We start from the raw sequence: 19,970 nt of genomic DNA, 5'->3' as shown, positions 1-19,970 counted from the left end.
TCTTGAGGGCGTGTCAGCCCGGCTCCTCTCCGGACACGACACGAACGGGTGAAGCAGCGGGCGCACGTGTCCGCTGTCGTCTCCCCCGGTAACCTCACACCCATGGCCTCACGTCCCTCCGCAGCCAAGAAGCAGCCCGCGAAGAAGGCCGCCGCTTCGGGGGCGGCTCCGGCGAAGAAGGCCGCCGCGAAGAAGGCCCCCGCCAGGAAGGCTCCGGCCAAGAAGGCCGCGGGCAAGGCGCCACCCAGGCCCGCGCCCAGCCCCACGGGGGGCGTGTACCGGGTCGTGCGCGCCCTCTGGCTCGGGCTCGCGCACGCCGTCGGCGCCGTCTTCCGCGGTGTGGGACAGGGCGCCAAGAACCTCCACCCCGCGCACCGCAAGGACGGCGTGGCGCTGCTGCTGCTCGCCGTCGCCCTGATCGTCGCCGCGGGCACCTGGGCCGATCTGCGCGGACCCGTCGGCGACCTGGTCGAGATCCTGGTGACCGGCGCCTTCGGCCGGCTGGACCTGCTGGTGCCGATCCTGATCGCGGTCATCGCCGTCCGCTTCATCCGGCATCCCGAGAAGCCCGAGGCCAACGGACGGATCGTCATCGGCCTGTCCGCCCTGGTGATCGGCGTCCTCGGACAGGTCCACATCGCCTGCGGCTCGCCCGCCCGCAGCGACGGCATGCAGGAGATAAGGGACGCCGGCGGGCTCATCGGCTGGGGCGCGGCGACTCCGCTGACCTACGCGGTGGGCGAGGTCCTCGCCGTGCCACTGCTGTTGCTGCTCACCGTGTTCGGCCTGCTGGTCGTCACCGCGACCCCGGTCAACGCGATCCCGCAGCGGCTGCGGCTGCTCGGGGTGCGGCTCGGCATCGTGCACGACCCGGAGGCCGAGGAGTACGGCGACGACGACGAGCGCTACGAGGAGCAGTGGCGCGAGGTGCTGCCCGCGGCCTCCCGCAGGCGCCAGGGCGCCGCCCAGCAGGACTACGACCCGGACGCCGCCGAGCAGGAGGCCCTGTCCAAGCGGCGTTCGCGTCCCCGTCGCTCGGCGGTGCCGCAGCCGGACATGCAACGGCAGATGGACGCCGTGGACGTCGCCGCCGCTGCCGCCGCCGCGCTCGACGGCGCGGTGCTGCACGGCATGCCGCCCTCGCCGGTCGTCGCGGACCTCACCCAGGGCGTCGGCGTGGGCGACCGCGGGGAGAGCACCACCCCGACGCCCGTGCCCGCCGCACGCCCGGGCCAGGACGGCCGGACCCGGTCCCGGCAGGAGCCGCCGGCCCAGCGGCCCGCCGAACAGAAGCAGTCCGGGGTCCCCGACCTCACCAAGGCCCCGCCGCCCCAGCCCCGCGACCTGCCGGCGCGCGCCGAGCAGCTCCAGCTCTCCGGCGACATCACCTACTCGCTGCCCTCCCTGGACCTGCTGGAGCGGGGCGGGCCCGGCAAGGCGCGCAGCGCGGCCAACGACGCGATCGTCGACTCGCTCACCAACGTCTTCACCGAGTTCAAGGTCGACGCCAGTGTCACCGGGTTCACCCGCGGCCCGACGGTCACCCGCTACGAGGTCGAACTCGGGCCCGCCGTGAAGGTCGAGCGCATCACCGCGCTGACCAAGAACATCGCGTACGCCGTCGCCAGTCCGGATGTGCGGATCATCAGCCCGATCCCCGGCAAGTCCGCGGTCGGCATCGAGATCCCCAACACCGACCGGGAGATGGTGAACCTCGGGGACGTGCTGCGGCTCGCCGAGTCCGCCGAGGACGACGACCCGATGCTGGTCGCCTTCGGCAAGGACGTCGAGGGCGGCTACGTCATGCACTCGCTGGCGAAGATGCCGCACATGCTGGTCGCAGGCGCCACCGGCTCCGGCAAGTCGTCCTGCATCAACTGCCTGATCACGTCCGTCATGATGCGGGCGACGCCCGAGGACGTCCGGATGATCCTGGTCGACCCCAAGCGCGTCGAGCTGACCGCGTACGAGGGCATCCCGCACCTGATCACGCCGATCATCACCAACCCCAAGCGGGCCGCCGAGGCCCTGCAGTGGGTGGTGCGCGAAATGGATCTGCGCTACGACGACCTGGCGGCGTACGGGTTCCGGCACATCGACGACTTCAACCGCGCCGTGCGCGAGGGCAAGGTGAAGCCGCCCGAGGGGAGCGAGCGCGAGCTCCAGGCCTACCCCTATCTGCTGGTCATCGTCGACGAGCTGGCCGACCTGATGATGGTCGCCCCCCGGGACGTCGAGGACGCCATCGTGCGCATCACCCAGCTCGCGCGTGCCGCCGGCATCCACCTGGTGCTCGCCACCCAGCGCCCGTCGGTCGACGTCGTCACCGGTCTGATCAAGGCCAACGTGCCCTCCCGGCTGGCGTTCGCCACCTCCTCGCTGGCCGACTCGCGCGTCATCCTCGACCAGCCGGGCGCCGAGAAGCTGATCGGCAAGGGCGACGGTCTTTTCCTGCCGATGGGAGCGAGCAAGCCGACGCGTCTTCAGGGCGCGTTCGTGACCGAGGCGGAGGTCCAGGCGGTCGTCCAGCACTGCAAGGACCAGATGGCGCCGGTCTTCCGGGAAGACGTCACCGTCGGCACCAAGCAGAAGAAGGAGATCGACGAGGACATCGGCGACGACCTCGACCTGCTGTGCCAGGCGGCCGAGCTGGTCGTCTCCACGCAGTTCGGCTCGACGTCCATGCTCCAGCGCAAGCTGCGCGTCGGCTTCGCCAAGGCGGGACGGCTGATGGACCTCATGGAGTCCCGGAACATCGTCGGGCCCAGCGAGGGATCCAAGGCGCGTGACGTTCTTGTGAAACCCGACGACCTGGACGGAGTCCTCGCCGTGATTCGCGGGGAGTCTGAGGGGTAGCAGGAAGACGTCGTCCGGCGGACGCGTCGGCCGCGGGTGGGCGCGTGGACCGTGATCCACCCGTTAGCGAGCGACGGGCAACCGTTTCGCATGGGCGTACGTCAAGTTGAGCGAGAGGACCGGTGCGGGTCCAACCCTGGGCGCCACATCTGTCCCACCATCGGATTGTCCGGCCATTCCGATGGCGTACAAAGTCCTACAGCCGGGTCGCTTCACCCTTTGGCACCTCCCTAGACTGAACCTCCAGCACAGGCGGCTACACGCTCGAAAGGCGCCCCCGTGTCCATCGGCAACTCCCCTGAAGACGAGCGTCCCTTCGAAGACGTTTCCGAGGAAGCCCGCCCCTCTGTCGGCCGTGCTCTGAAGGAGGCGCGGATCGCCGCCGGGCTGACCGTCAACGACGTCAGCAGCGCCACCCGGGTCCGCGTCGCCATCGTGCACGCCATCGAGGCCGACGACTTCGCGCCCTGCGGCGGCGACGTCTACGCCCGCGGCCACATCCGGAACCTGGCGAAGGCCGTGCGCCTCGACCCCGCCCCGCTGCTCGCGCGCTTCGACGCCGAGCACGGCGGCCGCCCCGCCCCGACCCCGGCCGCCCCCCTGTTCGAGGCGGAACGCATCCGCCCGGAGCGGCGCGGACCCAACTGGACCGCTGCCATGGTCGCGGCGATCGTCGTCGTGATCGGCTTCGTCGGCTTCACGGCCTTCAAGGGCGGCGGCGACGACACCGGCGCCCAGGGGCAGATCGGCGAGGGCTCCACGCCCACGGCGGGCACCTCGCCCGCGCCCACGCCCAGGAGCAGCAAGCCCGCCGAACCGACGCCCGCGCCGTCCGACAGCGCCATCGCGGCCGCGCCGCAGGACAAGGTGACCGTGCAGGTCAGTGCCGACAACGGGCGCAGCTGGATCTCCGCCAAGGACCACAACGGCCGGATGCTCTTCGACGGGCTGCTGCAGAAGGGCGAGTCCAAGACCTTCCAGGACAGCTCCAAGATCAACCTCATCCTCGGCGACGCCGGCGCGATCCAGCTCTACGTCAACGGCAAGAAGATCGAGGACCAGTTCCAGCCGGGCGCGGTCGAGCGCCTCACGTACACCAAGGGCGACCCGCAGGTCGGGTAGCGGACAGCACGCGGCCCGTGCACAACGGGCCGATCAGACAGGAACGCACGGGGTTGGCCGAGCTCGGCCAACCCCGTCGACTTGGGCGGTCGTGGAGACAAAGTAGTCTTGAGCCCATGCCTGAACGCCGTACCGTCGCACTCGTCACTCTCGGCTGCGCCCGCAACGAGGTGGACTCGGAGGAGCTCGCAGGCCGTTTGGAGGCGGACGGCTGGCAGCTCGTGGAGGACGCCGCGGAAGCGGACGTCGCCGTGGTCAACACCTGTGGCTTCGTGGAGGCCGCCAAGAAGGACTCCGTCGACGCCCTCCTGGAGGCCAACGACCTCAAGGACCACGGCAGAACGCAGGCGGTGGTCGCGGTCGGCTGCATGGCCGAGCGGTACGGCAAGGAACTCGCCGAGGCCCTCCCGGAGGCCGACGGCGTGCTCGGCTTCGACGACTACGCCGACATCTCCGACCGCCTCCAGACGATCCTGAGCGGCGGCATCCACGCCGCGCACACCCCGCGCGACCGCCGCAGGCTGCTGCCGATCAGCCCGGCCGAGCGGCAGGACGCCGGCACGGACGTGGCCATTCCCGGGCACGGCCCCACGGACCTCCCGGAAGGTGTCGCCCCGGCCTCCGGGCCGCGCGCCCCGCTGCGCCGCAGGCTGGACGGCGCCCCGGTCGCCTCGGTCAAGCTCGCCTCGGGCTGCGACCGGCGCTGCTCCTTCTGCGCCATCCCGTCCTTCCGCGGCTCGTTCATCTCCCGCCGCCCGAGCGACGTGCTGAACGAGACGCGGTGGCTGGCCGAGCAGGGCGTCAAGGAGATCATGCTGGTCTCCGAGAACAACACCTCCTACGGCAAGGACCTCGGCGACATCCGCCTCCTGGAGTCCCTGCTGCCCGAGCTCGCCGAGGTCGACGGCATCGAGCGGGTGCGGGTGAGCTACCTCCAGCCGGCCGAGATGCGCCCCGGACTCATCGACGTCCTGACCTCCACCCCGAAGGTCGTCCCCTACTTCGACCTGTCGTTCCAGCACTCCGCGCCCGGCGTGCTGCGCGCCATGCGCCGCTTCGGCGACACCGACCGCTTCCTGGAACTGCTCGACACCATCCGCGCCAAGGCCCCCGAGGCCGGCGTGCGGTCCAACTTCATCGTCGGCTTCCCCGGCGAGAGCGAGGCCGACCTGGCCGAACTGGAGCGCTTCCTGAACGGTGCCCGGCTGGACGCCATCGGCGTCTTCGGCTACTCCGACGAGGAGGGCACGGAGGCGGCGACGTACGACGACAAGCTCGACGAGGACGTCGTCGCCGAGCGGCTGGCGCGGGTCTCCCGGCTGGCCGAGGAACTCGTCTCCCAGCGGGCCGAGGAGCGCGTCGGCCAGACGGTGCACGTGCTGGTCGAGTCCGTGGACGCCGAGGACGGCGTCCGCGGCCGGGCGGCGCACCAGGCGCCGGAGACGGACGGCCAGGTGCTGCTCGTGGGCGGCGAGGGTCCGGACATCGGTCGTATCGTCGAGGCGAAGGTGGTCGGTACGGAAGGCGTCGACCTGGTGGCCGAGCCGCTGTCGGGCACGCTCGCGTGGAGCGAGGAGGCGGGCAGATGACGGGAGTCCCGGCATCCGCTGCGGGCGGCCCCTCCGGCGCGCAGGGGAGGGCCGCGGGGGCGGCCTCGCGCCGCGCCGCCGCCGACGGGGCTTCGGGCGCTTCCCGCGCCTCCCAGGTTTCCCGTCCTGCCGCTGCCGCCAGTTCCGGTGCGTCGGACGCGGCCGGAGCGGCGGGTGAGACCGAGCGGGCGCAGGGCGCCGGCAGGTCCCCGCGCGGCGCGAAGATCGCGGCCGCCGCCGTGAACCAGGCGAGCGTGTGGAACGTCGCCAACCTGCTGACCATGCTCCGGCTGCTGCTCGTGCCCTGCTTCGTGGCCCTGATGCTGGCCGACGGCGGATACGACCCCGCGTGGCGGTCGCTGGCCTGGGCCGCCTTCGCCGTCGCCATGATCACCGACCTGTTCGACGGCCACCTGGCGCGGACGTACAACCTCGTCACCGACTTCGGGAAGATCGCCGACCCCATCGCCGACAAGGCCATCATGGGAGCGGCGCTGATCTGCCTCTCCGGGCTCGGCGACCTGCCCTGGTGGGTGACCGGGGTCATCCTCGGCCGGGAACTCGGGATCACGCTCCTGCGCTTCCTGGTCATCCGCTACGGCGTCATCCCCGCGAGCCGCGGCGGCAAGCTGAAGACGCTCACGCAGGGCGTCGCCGTCGGCATGTACGTACTGGCGCTGACGGGCTGGCTGGCCACGCTGAGGTTCTGGGTGATGGCCGCGGCGGTCGTGCTGACCGTGGTGACGGGCCTGGACTACGTGAGGCAGGCCGTCGTGCTGCGCCGCCGGGGAATCGCCGAGCAGCGTGCCGCGTTGGAGGAGTCGCAAGCGTGAGTTCGCCGGCCGCCGACGTAGTGAGGCTGCTCACGGTCAGGGGCGAGACGGTCGCCGTGGCCGAGTCGCTGACCGGTGGCCTGGTCGCGGCGGAGATCACCGCGGTGCCGGGGGCGTCGAAGGTGTTCCGGGGGTCGGTCACCGCCTACGCCACCGAGCTCAAGCACCGGCTGCTGGACGTCGACGCCACCCTGCTGGCCGAGCGGGGCGCGGTGGATCCGCAGGTCGCGGCCCAGATGGCGGCCGGGGCGCGGAAGGTCATGGAGGCCGACTGGGGCATCGCGACCACCGGAGTCGCCGGCCCCGACCCCCAGGACGGACAGCCCGTCGGCACGGTTTTCGTGGCCGTTGACGGGCCATGCACGACGGAAACCGGCGCCGACCGCGGCGGGAAAACGGCCGCGCTGCGGTTGAACGGCAGCCGGGCGGACATTCGTATGGAGAGTGTACGGAGAGTGCTTGGACTGCTTTTGGAGCAGATCGCGGGCGAACAGACCGGAAATGAGCGGGCACAGGATACGGAACGGAACGGGGGGTTTTGATGTTTGCAGCCCTGAGTGAACACGACATCGCTCCCCGCACGGCCGCGGCGCGAGGCGGTACGGTGGGGCGTGAAGGATGCGGCTACGCGGTCCGAGGAGGGAGCCACCGATGATTCTGCTCCGTCGCCTGCTGGGTGACGTGCTGCGTCGGCAGCGCCAGCGCCAGGGCCGTACTCTGCGCGAAGTCTCCTCGTCCGCCCGAGTCTCGCTCGGCTATCTCTCCGAGGTGGAGCGGGGGCAGAAGGAGGCTTCCTCCGAGCTGCTCGCCGCCATCTGCGACGCGCTGGACGTACGGATGTCCGAACTCATGCGGGAAGTGAGCGACGAACTCGCTCTCGCCGAGCTGGCCCAGTCCGCTGCGGCCACCGAGCCCGTTCCCACGCCGGTTCGCCCGATGCTGGGTTCCGTGTCGGTGGCCGGTGTGCCACCGGAACGGGTGACCATCAAGGCGCCCGCCGCCGAGGCGGTGGACGTGGTCGCCGCGTGACCTGTCGCACGCGCGCGTGAACCTGAGCACACGTGGATGAGGCCCCGGCCGGGCCTCTCCGGGGAGACCTGGAGGGGCCCGGCCGGGGCTTTCACCTTGTCCGGGGGTTTACGGCGGGTTTCACCGCGGCCCGTTTGCCGGTGCCGCGCGGGGCCGCCATCGTGGAGCCCAGTGCGGCGGTCCGTCGTCGGCCGGAGGTGATGGTGGGTGCGATGGCGGGGCCGATAGTGCGCTGGGGGGTCGCTCTGGGGCTGGGCGCCGTGTGGTGGTGGGCGGTGCTGAGGCTGCTGCTGTCGGGCGACGCGGGGGTGCTGGAGGGCGCCGTCGCGGCCGGGGGATGGGGGCTGAGCCTGCTGCCGGTGCACTGCGTGCCCAAGGAGGGGCCCGGGGAGAGGGGCACGGCGAGGGGCAAGGCTGGCCACAAGGAGGGGGCGCTGGACGAGCCGGACGAGGGGGCGGACGACGGGCTCGCGGCGTCGGCGCCCGGGGACGGCGGTGGACCGTCGTTTCCCGCCTCCGAGGGGTGGCCGTACGGCGCCTTCGGGGCGCCGCCCTCCGCCGGCGGGAGATGGCCGTTCGGCACCGCGAAGGCATCGCCGCCCCCTCGCCCGGACGAGGGATCCGGCCCGTCATGAGGACCGGGCGGGTGGTCAGCCGGTGGTGCGGTGGTAGCGGTCCCGCCACTTCTGCGCGCTGCCCGGCGCCGGTGTGGGGCCTGCCTGGCAGCTCGGACACCAGTACGTGGGCCGCTCCTGGGAGCCGTCGCCCTGGTCGGCCACCCGGACGGAGGTGCCGCAGCGCAGACAGGGGCGCGGTGCCCGGCCGTACACGAACAGGTCATGGCCCCGCAGGCCCGTGGTCCGGCGGACCACACGGTCGCGGTTGGCCTCCAGAAGGTTCTTGGCCAGGGCGGGAAGCTTCGCGGCGCGGTCGGCGGGCACGGCGCCGACCGGCAGCCACGGGGTCACGCCGAGCAGGAAGCACAGTTCGCTCTTGTAGACGTTGCCGATGCCGGCGAGATTGCGCTGGTCGAGCAGGGCCTCGCCGAGCGGGCGACCAGGGTCGGCCAGGAGGTTGGCCAGGGCCACGTCGGCGTCCCAGTCGGGGCCGAGGAGGTCGGGGCCGAGATGGGCGACGATGCGCTCGTCCTCCGAGGTGCGCAGCAGCTCCAGGACCTGGAGACGGTAGCCGACGGCAGCGCGGCCGGCGGTGCCGAGGACGACACGGATCTGGTGGCCGGGGCCGCCCTTCCAGCGCTCCCCGGCGCCGTACACCTTCCAGGCGCCCTCCATCAGCAGATGCGAGTGCAGCGTCAGGCCGCCCTCGAAGCGGGTGAGCAGGTGCTTGCCGCGGGAGACGGTGTCCAGGACGGTTCTGCCGGTGAGGTCGACCGTGGCGTACTTCGGCACCCGGAAGTCGCTGCGGGTCAGCACGTCGCCCGCGAGGGCGTCGCGCAAGCGCCTCGCGGTCTGCCAGACCGTGTCGCCTTCGGGCATGAGTCAAGGGTGACACGTGGGCGTGGGCGGTCGTGCAGGGGTGCGCGTGGGTTGGCCCTCGCCGCTCAGGTTCATGCGCGCAGGCGCAGTCCGCGTGGGGTCGCTATGAAGCCCGCTCCTTCCAGGAGGGCGCCGATGGGGGAGGTCAACGCGGAGGCGCCGTTGACGCGCTCCACCGTCACCGTGCCCAGCGAGCCCGCTCGGGCGGCCGCGGCCAGTGCCTCGGCGGCCTCCCGCAGGCGCGGGTCGTCACCGGCCGCGCCGTCCGGGTCTGCCGGCCAGGCCAGCAGCGTCTTGCCGCCGCGCTCCATGTACAGCGCCAGTTCGCCGTCGACGAGCACCACCAGGGAGCCGGCCTTGCGACCCGGTTTGTGCCCCGCGCCGGTCGGCGGCTCGGGCCAGGGCAGGGCGGCGCCGTAGGCGTTCGCGGGGTCGGCGGCGGCGAGGACGACCCCGCGGGCCCCGGCGTCGGTGGTACGGGCACGGCGGCCGCCGAAGCCGCCTCCGTACGGGAAGCCCGTCCCGCCTCCCGCGCTCCCGCCGCCCCTCGGGCCGCCGTGGCCCGGTGAGGCGAGGGCGCGGGGTGAGACGTAGTCACCGGGCGCCGCGCGGCCGGAGTCCAGCCAGTCGACGTCACCGCCGAGGTCGCCGCCGAGGTCGCCACCGAGTTCGGCGGCGGGGAAGCCGGAGTCGATGCTGCCACCGGGCACCCAGGAGCCGTCCGGGGGGCCGAAGGCGCCGGGGCCGCCGCCCCCGGGGACCGCGCCGGGCAGGCCCTCGCCCCGCTCACGGGCGTTCGCCACCGCGCGCAGCCGGTCCACCGCGCCGTCCATCGCGAACTGCGCGGCACCCAGGCCCTCCACCACGTAGCCCCGCCGGGCCTGGCCGCTGTCCTCGAAGGCGGACAGGATCCGGTACACCGCCGAGAAGCCGCCCTCCACGCCCTCCGCCGCCACCGCGCCCCGCGTGACCACGCCGTGCCGGTCGAGGAGCGTACGGGCCAGGGCGTGGGCGCGCACGGTGGGGTCGGGGTCGCGGACCGGGAGCAGCGACCAGCGGCCGGCGACGGTCGGCGGGCCGCTGCGGGACGCGGTGCGGGCGGCGGCCGTCAGCGATCCGTAACGCCCGCGTGGGACCGCGCGCTTGGCCCGGTGCGCGGTGGAACCCGCGGTGCGGCCCGAGCCCAGCAGGGAGCGCATCGGGGCGAGCGTGTCGTTGGTGAGCCGCCCGGACCACGCCAGGTCCCACAGCGCGTCGGCCAGTTGGGGTTCCGTGGCTTCGGGGTGCGTCGTCGCGCGGACCTGGTCGGCGATCTGACGGAAGAACAGTCCGTATCCGCCGGAGAGGGCGTCCAGGACCGACTGGTGCAGCGCGGTCAGCTCCAGCGGGTGCGGCGGAGGCAGGAGCAGCGGGGCCGCGTCCGCCAGGTACAGCGAGACCCAGCCGTCCTTTCCGGGCAGCGCGCCCGCACCCGCCCACACCACCTCACCGGCCGACGTGAGTTCGTCCAGCATCGACGGGGTGTAGTGCGCCACGCGGGACGGCAGGACCAGCTTCTCCAGCGCGGACGCGGGCACGGACGCGCCCTGCAACTGCTCGACGGCGCGCACCAGTCCGTCGATGCCGCGCAGGCCGTGCCCCGTGCCGAGGTGCTGCCACTGGGGCAGGAACTGGGCGAACGCGGCCGGCGGCACCGGCTCCAGCTCGTGTCGCAGCGCGGCCAGCGAACGCCGGCGCAGCCGCCTCAGGACGGCCGCGTCGCACCACTCCTGGCCGATGCCCGCCGGATGGAACTCGCCCTGGACGACACGGCCGCCCGCGGCGAGCCGCTGAAGCGCGCCCTCGGTGACCGCGGCGCCCAGGCCGAAGCGGGCCGCGGCCGCCGCCGACGTGAACGGGCCGTGGGTGCGGGCGTAGCGCGCCAGCAGGTCGCCCAGCGGATCCTTCACCGGCTCGGTGAACGCCTCCGGGACGCCCACGGGCAGCGCGGTGCCGAGCGCGTCGCGCAGCCGGCCCGCGTCCTCGATCGCGGCCCAGTGGTCGGCTCCGGCGATCCGGACCCGGATGGCCCGGCGGGCCCCGGCCAGCTCCCGCGCCCAGCCGGGCTCGGCGCCCCGCTCGGCCAACTCGGCCTCCGAGAGCGGACCGAGCAGTCGCAGGACGTCGGCGACGCCCTCGACGTCCTTCACGCGGCGGTCCTCGGTCAGCCACTGGAGCTCGCGCTCCAGCTCCACCAGCACCTCGGCGTCGAGCAGTTCACGCAGCTCCGCCTGGCCCAGCAGCTCGGCCAGCAGCCGCGAGTCCAGCGACAGCGCGGCGGCGCGGCGCTCGGCGAGCGGCGAGTCCCCCTCGTACAGGAACTGGGCGACGTACCCGAACAGCAGCGACCGCGCGAACGGGGAGGGCTCGGGGGTGGTGACCTCGACCAGGCGCACCCTGCGCGACTCGACGTCGCCCATCAGCTCGACCAGGCCCGGCACGTCGAAGACGTCCTGGAGGCATTCGCGGACCGCTTCGAGGACGATCGGGAACGAGCCGAACTCGCTCGCCACCTGGAGCAGTTGGGCGGCACGCTGGCGCTGCTGCCACAACGGGGTGCGCTTGCCCGGGTTGCGGCGCGGCAGCAGCAGCGCGCGGGCGGCGCACTCGCGGAAGCGTGCGGCGAACAGGGCCGAGCCGCCGACCTGGTCGGTGACGATCTGGTCGACCTCGCCCTTGTCGAAGGTGACGTCCGCGGCCCCGACGGGCGCCTGTTCCGCGTCGTACTCCAGGCCGGCCCTCATCGGTTCCTGGTCGAGCAGGTCGAGGCCCATCAGGTCGGCGTCGGGCAGGCGCAGCACGATGCCGTCGTCGGCGTGCATGACCTGCGCGTCCATGCCGTACCGCTCGGACAGCCGGGCGCCGAGCGCCAGCGCCCAGGGGGCGTGCACCTGGGCGCCGAAGGGGGAGTGCACCACGACCCGCCAGTCGCCCAGCTCGTCACGGAAGCGCTCCACGACGATGGTCCGGTCGTCCGGGACGTGCCCGCAGGCCGCGCGCTGCTCCTCCAGGTACGACAGGACGTTGTCGGCGGCCCACGCGTCGAGGCCGGCGGCCAGCAGACGCAGCCGGGCGTCGTCCTTGGGCAGGGAGCCCACCTCGCGCAGGAACGCGCCCACCGCGCGGCCCAGCTCCAGCGGGCGGCCGAGCTGGTCGCCCTTCCAGAACGGCAGCCGGCCCGGCACGCCCGGCGCGGGCGAGACCAGGACCCGGTCGCGCGTGATGTCCTCGATGCGCCAGGAGCTGGTGCCGAGCGTGAAGACGTCGCCGACCCGGGACTCGTAGACCATCTCCTCGTCCAGCTCGCCGACCCGGCCGCCGCCCTTCTTGGGGTCCGAGCCGGCGAGGAACACTCCGAACAGCCCGCGGTCGGGGATCGTGCCCCCGGAGGTGACGGCGAGGCGCTGCGCGCCGGGGCGGCCGGTGATCGTGCCCGCGACGCGGTCCCACACCACGCGCGGGCGCAGCTCCGCGAACGCGTCGGACGGGTAGCGGCCGGCGAGCATGTCCAGGACCGCGGTGAAGGCCGACTCCGGCAGTGAGGCGAACGGGGCCGCCCTGCGGACCAGGGCGAGCAGGTCGTCGAGCTGCCAGGTGTCCATCGCCGTCATCGCCACGAGCTGCTGGGCGAGGACGTCCAGCGGGTTGGCGGGCACCTTCAGGGACTCGATGGCGCCGGAGCGCATCCGCTCGGTGACGACCGCGGCCTGGACCAGGTCGCCGCGGTACTTCGGGAAGACCACGCCGGTGGAGACCGCGCCGACCTGGTGGCCGGCGCGGCCGACCCGTTGCAGTCCGGACGCCACCGACGGCGGGGACTCCACCTGGACGACGAGGTCCACGGCGCCCATGTCGATGCCCAGCTCCAGGCTGGACGTGGCGACCACCGCGGGGAGTCGGCCCGCCTTGAGATCCTCCTCGACCAGGGCGCGCTGCTCCTTGGACACCGAGCCGTGGTGCGCGCGGGCGATGACCGGCGGCGCGCCCTGCGCCGCGCCGGAGCCGCCCATCAGCTCCGCGGGGGAGTGGTGTTCGTCCAGGGGCTCGCCGGTCGCCCGCTCGTAGGCGATCTCGTTGAGCCGGTTGCACAGGCGCTCGGCGAGGCGGCGGGAGTTGGCGAAGACGATCGTCGAGCGGTGGGCCTGGACCAGGTCGGTGATCCGCTCCTCGACATGCGGCCAGATCGAGGGCCGCTCCGCCTTGTCGCCGTCCTCGGCGACAGGGGAACCGCCCAGCTCCCCCAGGTCCTCGACGGGGACGACCACCGACAGGTCGAACTCCTTGCCGGACTCCGGCTGGACGATCTCCACCTTGCGGCGGGGCGACAGATAGCGGGCGATCTCGTCGACCGGGCGGACCGTCGCGGACAGGCCGATGCGGCGGGCGGGCCTGGGCAGCAGCTCGTCCAGGCGCTCCAGGGACAGCGCGAGGTGCGCGCCGCGTTTGGTGCCGGCCACCGCGTGCACCTCGTCCAGGATCACCGTCTCCACGCCGGTGAGCGCGTCCCGGGTGGCCGAGGTCAGCATCAGGAACAGCGACTCGGGCGTGGTGATCAGGATGTCCGGCGGGCGGGTGGACAGGGCGCGGCGCTCGGCCGCCGGGGTGTCGCCGGAGCGGATGCCGACCCTCACCTCCGGCTCGGGCAGGCCGAGGCGGACGGACTCATGGCGGATACCGGTCAGCGGGCTGCGCAGATTGCGCTCCACGTCCACGGCGAGGGCCTTGAGCGGGGAGACGTACAGCACCCGGCAGCGCTTCCTCGGGTCGGCCGGGGGCGGGGCGGAGGCGAGCTGGTCGAGCGCGGCGAGGAAGGCGGCGAGGGTCTTGCCGGAGCCGGTCGGGGCGACCACCAGCACGTCCGAGCCCTCGCCGATGGCCTGCCACGCCCCCGCCTGGGCCGCGGTGGGCGCGGAGAAGGCCCCCGTGAACCAGCCGCGGGTCGCGGGGGAGAAGCCGTCGAGGGCCCGGTGTGCGTCGCTGACCATGAGTCCATCGTGCACCCGGCCACTGACAACGCCTCTGACCTGGGCGGGTGCCCCGGAGGGCCGGGGGCGGCCCCCGCACTCGCGCGGCCGCGCCGACGACGGAGAATCGGGAGCATGGCGGCAGCGGGTGAGGAGCGTGCGCGGCACTGGCGGTACGAGGAACTGCCCGGTGTCGATCTGCTGCGGGCCCGCTATGTCCGCAAGGAGTTCGTGCGGCACACCCACGAGCACTTCGTGATCGCCGCCATCGTCGAGGGCGTGGAGGTGTTCCACCACGGCGGGTCCGACCAGTACGCGGGTCCGGGGACGCTGGCGCTGGTCAATCCTGACACCCCGCACACCGGGCGGGCGGCGGTGCCCGAGGGGTGGCGGTACGGAGCGGTGTACCCGTCGCCGGAACTGGTCGCGGAGATCGCCGGGGAGACCACGGGCATCCGCGGGACGCCGGGCTTCGTCCGTCCCGTGCTCGACGATCCGTACGCCGTCGGGCTGGTGCACCAGGTGCTGCGGGCCACGGACGAGGGCAACGCGCTGGCCGCCGACACCCTGCTGCGGGTCGCCGTGACGCGGCTGCTGCGGCTCAACGGCGGGGCGCTGCCGCAGCGGGAGATACGGACGGCGGGGGCGCGGACCGCTGCACGCGCGCGTGCCGTCCTGGAGGAGCGGATGGCCGAGCCGCCGAGCCTGGAGAGGCTGGCGGCCGACCTGGGCAGCAGCCCGTTCGCGCTGCTGCGGGCCTTCCGCAACGCCTACGGAATGCCGCCGCACACCTGGTTGACCGACGCCCGGGTGCGCCGGGCCAGGCGGTTGCTGGACGCGGGCACCGCGCCCTCCGAGGCCGCCGTCGCCGTCGGTTTCACCGACCAGTCGCACCTGAGCCGGCACTTCACCCGGATCGTGGGCGTGCCCCCGGGGGCCTACCAGCGCGAGCGCAAGAACGTACAAGACTCCAGGTCCCGGCTGTTCCTACCCTCGGCGTTGTGGCAGAACAGACAGCTCTCGCAGACATACGCGCCGACGACGGAGGAAAGCCCGACGCCGCCGTCGTACGGGACGCCCTCGGGGTCGGGATCGCCGTAGGACTGTCCGGGTTCGCGTTCGGGGTGACCTCGGCGGGCAGCGGGCTCACGCTCTGGCAGACGTGCGCGCTCAGCCTGCTGGTGTTCACCGGCGCCTCCCAGTTCGCGCTGGTGGGGGCGCTGGCCGCCGGAGGCAACCCGTACACGGCGGCCGCGGGCGCCTTCTTCCTTGGCGTGCGCAACGCCTTCTACGGGCTGCGCCTGTCGCAGCTGCTGGCCCTCCCGCGCGCGGTACGGCCGTTCGCCGCCCAGTGGGTCATCGACGAGACCACCGCGGTGACGCTGGCCCAGCCCACGCGGCGCAGCGCGCGGATCGGCTTCACCGTCACCGGGGTCACCCTGTACGTGCTGTGGAACCTCACCACGCTGCTGGGCGCGCTGGGCGCCAAGGCCCTCGGCGACACCGACGCCTGGGGTCTGGACGCCGCCGGGCCGGCCGTGTTCCTGGCGCTGCTGGCGCCGATGCTGAAGACCGCCACCGAGCGGGCCGTCGCGGTCCTGGCCGTACTGCTCGGGCTCGGTCTGCTGCCCGTGCTGCCGGCCGGGGTGCCGGTCCTCGCGGCCGCGCTCGCCGCCCCGGCCGTGCTGTACCTGCGGGGCCGTCGCGGAAGCGGCGCCCGTGACGACGTACGAGACGTGCGAGAGGGAGATCGTTGAACATCTGGATCGCGGTGGCGGTGACCGCTGTCGGCTGCTACGCCGTCAAGCTGGCCGGGCTGCTCGTTCCGGCGGGCGCCCTGGAGCGGCCGCTGGTGAAGCGGCTCGCCGCACTGCTGCCCGTCGCCCTGCTGGCCGCGCTCACCGCCCAGCAGACGTTCGCCGACGGGCACACGCTCGTGCTGGACGCGCGGGCGGCCGGGGTCGCGGCCGCCGCCGTGGCACTCCTGCTGCGGGCGCCGTTCCTGGTCGTGGTCGGAGCGGCGGTGGTGGTGACGGCCGGGGTACGGGCCCTGACGGGGTGAGCCGCAGCGGGCACCGGTGGTGGTTCAGCCGATGGTCCGGCCGTAGGCCCTGAGGGTGCGCAGCGCCTCGATCGTGACCATGGGGCGTGCCTCCAGGGCGGGGGCCGGAGCCCACTGGCGCCAGGTGACCGGCCAGCCGCCGTCCTCTTCCTGGCGGCCGGCCAGGAAGTCCAGGGAGCGCTTCATCTCCTCGTCCGTGAACCACGCGCGCGCGAGGGAGGCGGGTGTCCGCGCGTAGTCGTGCGCGAAGTGGTGCTCCCCCGGGGCGTAGCCGGGGGCGACAGGACAGTCCTCAGGACGCTCCGGGTCCAGCAGCACCAGCCGCTGGTCGCGCACCAGACGGCCGAGCCGGTCCGCGGCCGCACGCGCGCGTGTGCGGTCGGGTGCCGAGTCCAGGAAGGCGACGGCCGCCTCGATCTCGTACGGGTGGGAGGTCTCCAGGGACTCGGCCCGCTGCCAGCAGAAGTCGGTGGCCCGGAACAGCCAGGCGTGCCACACCTCGTTGCGGTGCAGCAGGCCCACCACCGGCCCGGTGGCCAGCAGGTCGCTCGGCGGGTCGTCCACGATCGGCACGAAGGGGGCCGCCGGGTAGCCGCGCTGACCGGGGTGGACCGCGGGCAGCGCGCCGTCGGGGGTGGAGACGGAGGTCAGATAGCGGCACACGCGCTCCACCCGCTGTCCGCCGCAGCGGCCGACGGTGTCCAGCACGCGCAGCGCGTGCGCGGTGTGCAGCGGCTGGCTGACCGGGCCGCGCAGATCGGGCTCCAGCGCGTGACCGTACCCGCCGTCCTCGTTGCGGTAGGCGTCCAGCGCGGTCTCCACCGGATCCGCGGCGCCGTTCAGGAAGTGGTACGCGAACAGCCGCTGTTCCAGCACGCGCGCGGTGAGCCACACGAAGTGCTCGGCGCGGAACAGCGGGGAGGACGCCGGGGGCGGCGGGGGAGAAGGGGTAGCTCCGGTCTCGGCCATGCGTCAGACCGTAGGGCGGAAAGCGTTCTCCCCAGGTGGCCCCGGAACGAGGTCACCCGCAGGGGCGGGATACTGGGATCATGCGGTTGACGGTCTTCTGGGAGCGGATGGCGGAGCACTTCGGCGCGGGCTACGCCGACAGCTTCGCGCGCGACCACGTGATGTCGGAACTCGGCGGGCGCACGGTGCACGAGGCGCTGGCGGCCGGCTGGGACGCGAAGGACGTGTGGCGCGTCGTGTGCCAGGTCATGAACGTTCCGCGCGAGAGGCGCTGACCGGCCGGGAGGGGCACGGGCCGGTGCCGGGCCGTCGGCGGCGTCGGCGAGACTTGCACCGTGGCACCCACTGACGAGACCGGCCAGACGGCCCCGCACACCTCCCCGTCCGCTACGACGCCGCCTCCCCGGTCTCCGGAACCGGCCGAGGGCGCCGCCGGGCCGGGCGCCCGCATGCCCCGCTGGCTGCCGCGCGCCATGGTGCTCGCGATCGGTCTCGTCGCCGCCTTCCAGCTCGGCAGCTGGGCCTTCCACCAGCTGACCGGCCTGCTCCTCAACGTCCTCATCGCGTTCTTCCTGGCCCTCGCCGTCGAGCCCGCGGTCAGCCGCATGGCAGCCCGCGGGATGCGGCGGGGGCTCGCGACCTTCCTGGTCTTCCTCGGTCTGACGATCGCCTCTGCGGGCTTCGTGACCCTGCTCGGCTCGATGCTCGCCGGGCAGATCATCAAGATGGTCGAGGGCTTCCCGGAGTACCTCGACTCCGTCATCAACTGGGTCAACTCCTCGTTCCACACCGAGCTGAGACGGGTGGACGTGCAGGAGGGCCTGCTCCACTCCGACTGGCTGCGCACGTACGCGCAGAACAGCGCCGCGGGCGTGCTCGACGTGTCCGCCCAGGTGCTCGGGGGCCTGTTCCGGCTGCTGACGATCGCCCTGTTCTCGTTCTACTTCGCCGCCGACGGTCCGCGGCTGCGCCGCACCATCTGCTCCCTGCTGCCGCCCGCCCGCCAGGCGGAGGTTCTGCGGGCGTGGGAGATCGCCGTCGACAAGACCGGCGGCTATCTGTACTCGCGCGGCCTGATGGCGCTCGTCTCGGGGATCGCCCACTACGTCCTGCTCCAAGCCCTGGGAGTGCCGTACGCGCTCGTACTCGGTGTCTGGGTGGGCCTGGTCTCGCAGTTCATCCCGACCATAGGGACCTATCTCGCGGGCGCCCTGCCGATGCTGATCGCCTTCACGGTGGACCCCTGGTACGCGGTGTGGGTGCTGGTCTTCGTGGTGGTCTACCAGCAGTTCGAGAACTACATGCTCCAGCCCAAGCTGACCGCGAGGACCGTGGACATCCATCCCGCGGTCGCCTTCGGCTCGGTCATCGCGGGCACCGCCCTGCTCGGCGCCGTGGGCGCGCTGATCGCCATTCCCGCGGTCGCCACCCTCCAGGCCTTCCTGGGCGCCTATGTGAAGCGGTACGCCGTCACGGACGACCCCCGCGTCCAGGGCCACCGCGGCCGCGGCCCGGTCCCGGGCCTGCTCGACCGCGCACGCCGGCTGCGACGGGCCCGGTAGGGCGGACCCGCCAGGGGGTGCCCGGGGGCAGCCGGACGGCGAGGACCAGCTCCGCGGTGATCTCGATCTCGGTGTGGGGCATGCGCGGCCACGGTACCCGGGCGGTGTCCTGCCCGCCCCGGTGCCGCTCGGCGCGCTTGACACGAAAATCGAACATCTATTCTTATGGGAGCTCCGGCACGGCTCGACGGAAGGGATTTCGCCCCGGTTCGGGGGGAGAAGTGCCTGAGTTATCCACAGGCCGGACGTGCGTCGGGGCGCATTGTCAGTGGCAGGCGTTAGCGTCTTTGACGTGAAGCGATCGACACAAGCAAACCGGGTGGAACCCATGGCAGGAACCGACCGCGAGAAGGCGCTCGACGCCGCGCTCGCACAGATTGAACGACAATTCGGCAAGGGCGCGGTCATGCGCATGGGCGAGCGGTCGAAGGAGCCGATCGAGGTCATCCCGACCGGGTCGACCGCGCTCGACGTGGCCCTCGGCGTCGGTGGCCTGCCGCGCGGCCGTGTCGTGGAGATCTACGGACCGGAGTCCTCCGGCAAGACGACCCTGACCCTGCACGCGGTGGCGAATGCGCAGAAGGCGGGCGGCCAGGTCGCGTTCGTCGACGCGGAGCACGCCCTCGACCCCGAGTACGCGAAGAAGCTCGGTGTCGACATCGACAACCTGATCCTCTCCCAGCCGGACAACGGCGAGCAGGCCCTGGAGATCGTGGACATGCTCGTCCGCTCCGGCGCCCTCGACCTCATCGTCATCGACTCCGTCGCCGCGCTCGTCCCGCGCGCGGAGATCGAGGGCGAGATGGGCGACAGCCACGTGGGCCTCCAGGCCCGGCTGATGAGCCAGGCCCTGCGCAAGATCACCAGCGCGCTCAACCAGTCCAAGACCACCGCGATCTTCATCAACCAGCTCCGCGAGAAGATCGGCGTGATGTTCGGCTCCCCGGAGACCACGACCGGTGGCCGGGCGCTGAAGTTCTACGCCTCGGTGCGCATCGACATCCGCCGTATCGAGACCCTGAAGGACGGCACGGAGGCGGTCGGCAACCGGACCCGCTGCAAGGTCGTCAAGAACAAGGTCGCGCCGCCCTTCAAGCAGGCCGAGTTCGACATCCTCTACGGCCAGGGCATCAGCCGTGAGGGCGGTCTGATCGACATGGGCGTGGAGCACGGCTTCGTCCGCAAGGCCGGCGCCTGGTACACGTACGAGGGCGACCAGCTCGGTCAGGGCAAGGAGAACGCGCGCAACTTCCTCAAGGACAACCCCGACCTGGCCAACGAGATCGAGAAGAAGATCAAGGAGAAGCTGGGCGTCGGCGTGCGGCCGGAGGAGCCGGCCACGGAGCCGGGCGCGGACGCCGCGGTCACCACCACCGCCGCGGACGCCACGGCCAAGGCGGCGCCCGCCAAGGCCACCAAGCCCAAGGCCGCCTCGGCCAAGAGCTGACC

The 19,970-nt window shown here is 72.9% G+C and carries 16 protein-coding genes; 13 read left to right on the top strand and 3 right to left on the bottom strand.

Features of this window, described 5'->3' with window-relative positions:
- Positions 1-102 precede the first annotated feature (102 nt).
- The 7 genes from ACIP4X_RS30925 (at position 103) to ACIP4X_RS30895 (ending at position 8,064) form a co-directional block, all read left to right on the top strand.
- Positions 103-2,856, top strand: a complete 2,754-nt coding sequence (locus ACIP4X_RS30925) for a DNA translocase FtsK (RefSeq protein ID WP_358735264.1) — start codon at positions 103-105, stop codon at positions 2,854-2,856.
- A 279-nt stretch (positions 2,857-3,135) separates the two neighbouring features.
- Positions 3,136-3,978 (top strand): RodZ domain-containing protein, encoded by an 843-nt coding sequence (locus ACIP4X_RS30920; protein WP_358735263.1) that lies wholly within the window; start codon positions 3,136-3,138, stop codon positions 3,976-3,978.
- 116 nt (positions 3,979-4,094) lie between these two features.
- Complete coding sequence (gene rimO / locus ACIP4X_RS30915; protein ID WP_358735261.1) at positions 4,095-5,567, top strand: 30S ribosomal protein S12 methylthiotransferase RimO; 1,473 nt, start codon at positions 4,095-4,097, stop codon at positions 5,565-5,567.
- Entirely contained in the window at positions 5,564-6,400 is an 837-nt protein-coding gene (pgsA, locus tag ACIP4X_RS30910; protein WP_401351506.1) for a CDP-diacylglycerol--glycerol-3-phosphate 3-phosphatidyltransferase, read from the top strand. Before rimO ends, pgsA begins: the two co-directional genes overlap by 4 nt.
- Positions 6,397-6,942, top strand: a complete 546-nt coding sequence (locus tag ACIP4X_RS30905; protein WP_358735258.1) for a CinA family protein — start codon at positions 6,397-6,399, stop codon at positions 6,940-6,942. The genes pgsA and ACIP4X_RS30905 overlap by 4 nt, the downstream gene beginning before the upstream one ends.
- 109 nt (positions 6,943-7,051) lie before the next feature.
- Entirely contained in the window at positions 7,052-7,429 is a 378-nt protein-coding gene (locus ACIP4X_RS30900) for a helix-turn-helix transcriptional regulator (RefSeq protein ID WP_358735256.1), read from the top strand.
- Between the two features lie 212 nt (positions 7,430-7,641).
- Positions 7,642-8,064: a hypothetical protein gene (locus tag ACIP4X_RS30895; protein ID WP_401351503.1), complete on the top strand. Its 423-nt coding sequence runs from the start codon at positions 7,642-7,644 to the stop codon at positions 8,062-8,064.
- 15 nt (positions 8,065-8,079) lie between these two features.
- Here the strand turns inward: ACIP4X_RS30895 and ACIP4X_RS30890 are convergent, their stop codons facing one another.
- Together ACIP4X_RS30890 and ACIP4X_RS30885 are read right to left on the bottom strand one after the other, a co-directional pair.
- Entirely contained in the window at positions 8,080-8,925 is an 846-nt protein-coding gene (locus ACIP4X_RS30890) for a DNA-formamidopyrimidine glycosylase family protein (protein ID WP_391457417.1), read from the bottom strand.
- A 71-nt stretch (positions 8,926-8,996) separates the two neighbouring features.
- Positions 8,997-13,949 carry an ATP-dependent helicase gene (locus ACIP4X_RS30885; RefSeq protein WP_401351501.1) on the bottom strand — a complete coding sequence of 1,651 codons (4,953 nt, stop codon included), beginning with the start codon at positions 13,947-13,949 and terminating at the stop codon, positions 8,997-8,999.
- A 114-nt stretch (positions 13,950-14,063) separates the two neighbouring features.
- On the opposite strand from ACIP4X_RS30885, the gene ACIP4X_RS30880 reads away from it, so the two are divergent.
- The 3 genes from ACIP4X_RS30880 to ACIP4X_RS30870 are packed head-to-tail and all read left to right on the top strand — an operon-like array spanning position 14,064 to position 15,990.
- Positions 14,064-15,029, top strand: coding sequence for an AraC family transcriptional regulator (locus ACIP4X_RS30880; RefSeq protein WP_358735250.1), 966 nt, complete (start codon positions 14,064-14,066; stop codon positions 15,027-15,029).
- Positions 14,930-15,685 carry an AzlC family ABC transporter permease gene (locus ACIP4X_RS30875; RefSeq protein ID WP_358735249.1) on the top strand — a complete coding sequence of 252 codons (756 nt, stop codon included), beginning with the start codon at positions 14,930-14,932 and terminating at the stop codon, positions 15,683-15,685. Before ACIP4X_RS30880 ends, ACIP4X_RS30875 begins: the two co-directional genes overlap by 100 nt.
- The gene (locus ACIP4X_RS30870) at positions 15,682-15,990 is read left to right on the top strand and encodes an AzlD domain-containing protein (RefSeq protein WP_358735248.1); all 309 of its coding nucleotides are present in this window, start codon (positions 15,682-15,684) and stop codon (positions 15,988-15,990) included. The genes ACIP4X_RS30875 and ACIP4X_RS30870 overlap by 4 nt, the downstream gene beginning before the upstream one ends.
- A 24-nt stretch (positions 15,991-16,014) precedes the next feature.
- Here the strand turns inward: ACIP4X_RS30870 and ACIP4X_RS30865 are convergent, their stop codons facing one another.
- On the bottom strand, positions 16,015-16,959 hold the full coding sequence (locus tag ACIP4X_RS30865; protein WP_358735247.1) for a hypothetical protein: 945 nt from the start codon (positions 16,957-16,959) through the stop codon (positions 16,015-16,017).
- A gap of 80 nt (positions 16,960-17,039) precedes the next feature.
- Between ACIP4X_RS30865 and ACIP4X_RS30860 the strand changes: the two genes are divergently transcribed.
- The 3 genes from ACIP4X_RS30860 to recA all read left to right on the top strand — a co-directional run bounded on the left by ACIP4X_RS30860 (position 17,040) and on the right by recA (position 19,968).
- Positions 17,040-17,234 carry a DUF3046 domain-containing protein gene (locus tag ACIP4X_RS30860; protein WP_358735246.1) on the top strand — a complete coding sequence of 65 codons (195 nt, stop codon included), beginning with the start codon at positions 17,040-17,042 and terminating at the stop codon, positions 17,232-17,234.
- A gap of 60 nt (positions 17,235-17,294) precedes the next feature.
- Positions 17,295-18,521 carry an AI-2E family transporter gene (locus ACIP4X_RS30855; RefSeq protein WP_358735245.1) on the top strand — a complete coding sequence of 409 codons (1,227 nt, stop codon included), beginning with the start codon at positions 17,295-17,297 and terminating at the stop codon, positions 18,519-18,521.
- A gap of 328 nt (positions 18,522-18,849) precedes the next feature.
- Positions 18,850-19,968 carry a recombinase RecA gene (recA, locus tag ACIP4X_RS30850; protein ID WP_358735243.1) on the top strand — a complete coding sequence of 373 codons (1,119 nt, stop codon included), beginning with the start codon at positions 18,850-18,852 and terminating at the stop codon, positions 19,966-19,968.
- Positions 19,969-19,970: the final 2 nt, after the last annotated feature.

Source organism: Streptomyces sp. NPDC088817 (genome assembly GCF_044750345.1).
Taxonomy (GTDB): domain Bacteria; phylum Actinomycetota; class Actinomycetes; order Streptomycetales; family Streptomycetaceae; genus Streptomyces.
Note: the sequence above shows the minus strand (reverse complement) of the source record. Positions and strands in the feature narration are given on the sequence as shown.

Coding starts and splice junctions, on each gene's coding strand:
- ACIP4X_RS30925 (WP_358735264.1), top strand. CDS start 103: ATGGCCTCACGTCCCTCCGCAGCCAAGAAGCAGCCCGCGAAGAAGGCC.
- rimO (WP_358735261.1), top strand. CDS start 4,095: ATGCCTGAACGCCGTACCGTCGCACTCGTCACTCTCGGCTGCGCCCGC.
- pgsA (WP_401351506.1), top strand. CDS start 5,564: ATGACGGGAGTCCCGGCATCCGCTGCGGGCGGCCCCTCCGGCGCGCAG.
- ACIP4X_RS30900 (WP_358735256.1), top strand. CDS start 7,052: ATGATTCTGCTCCGTCGCCTGCTGGGTGACGTGCTGCGTCGGCAGCGC.
- ACIP4X_RS30895 (WP_401351503.1), top strand. CDS start 7,642: ATGGCGGGGCCGATAGTGCGCTGGGGGGTCGCTCTGGGGCTGGGCGCC.
- ACIP4X_RS30890 (WP_391457417.1), bottom strand. CDS start 8,925: ATGCCCGAAGGCGACACGGTCTGGCAGACCGCGAGGCGCTTGCGCGAC.
- ACIP4X_RS30885 (WP_401351501.1), bottom strand. CDS start 13,949: ATGGTCAGCGACGCACACCGGGCCCTCGACGGCTTCTCCCCCGCGACC.
- ACIP4X_RS30880 (WP_358735250.1), top strand. CDS start 14,064: ATGGCGGCAGCGGGTGAGGAGCGTGCGCGGCACTGGCGGTACGAGGAA.
- ACIP4X_RS30865 (WP_358735247.1), bottom strand. CDS start 16,959: ATGGCCGAGACCGGAGCTACCCCTTCTCCCCCGCCGCCCCCGGCGTCC.
- ACIP4X_RS30860 (WP_358735246.1), top strand. CDS start 17,040: ATGCGGTTGACGGTCTTCTGGGAGCGGATGGCGGAGCACTTCGGCGCG.
- recA (WP_358735243.1), top strand. CDS start 18,850: ATGGCAGGAACCGACCGCGAGAAGGCGCTCGACGCCGCGCTCGCACAG.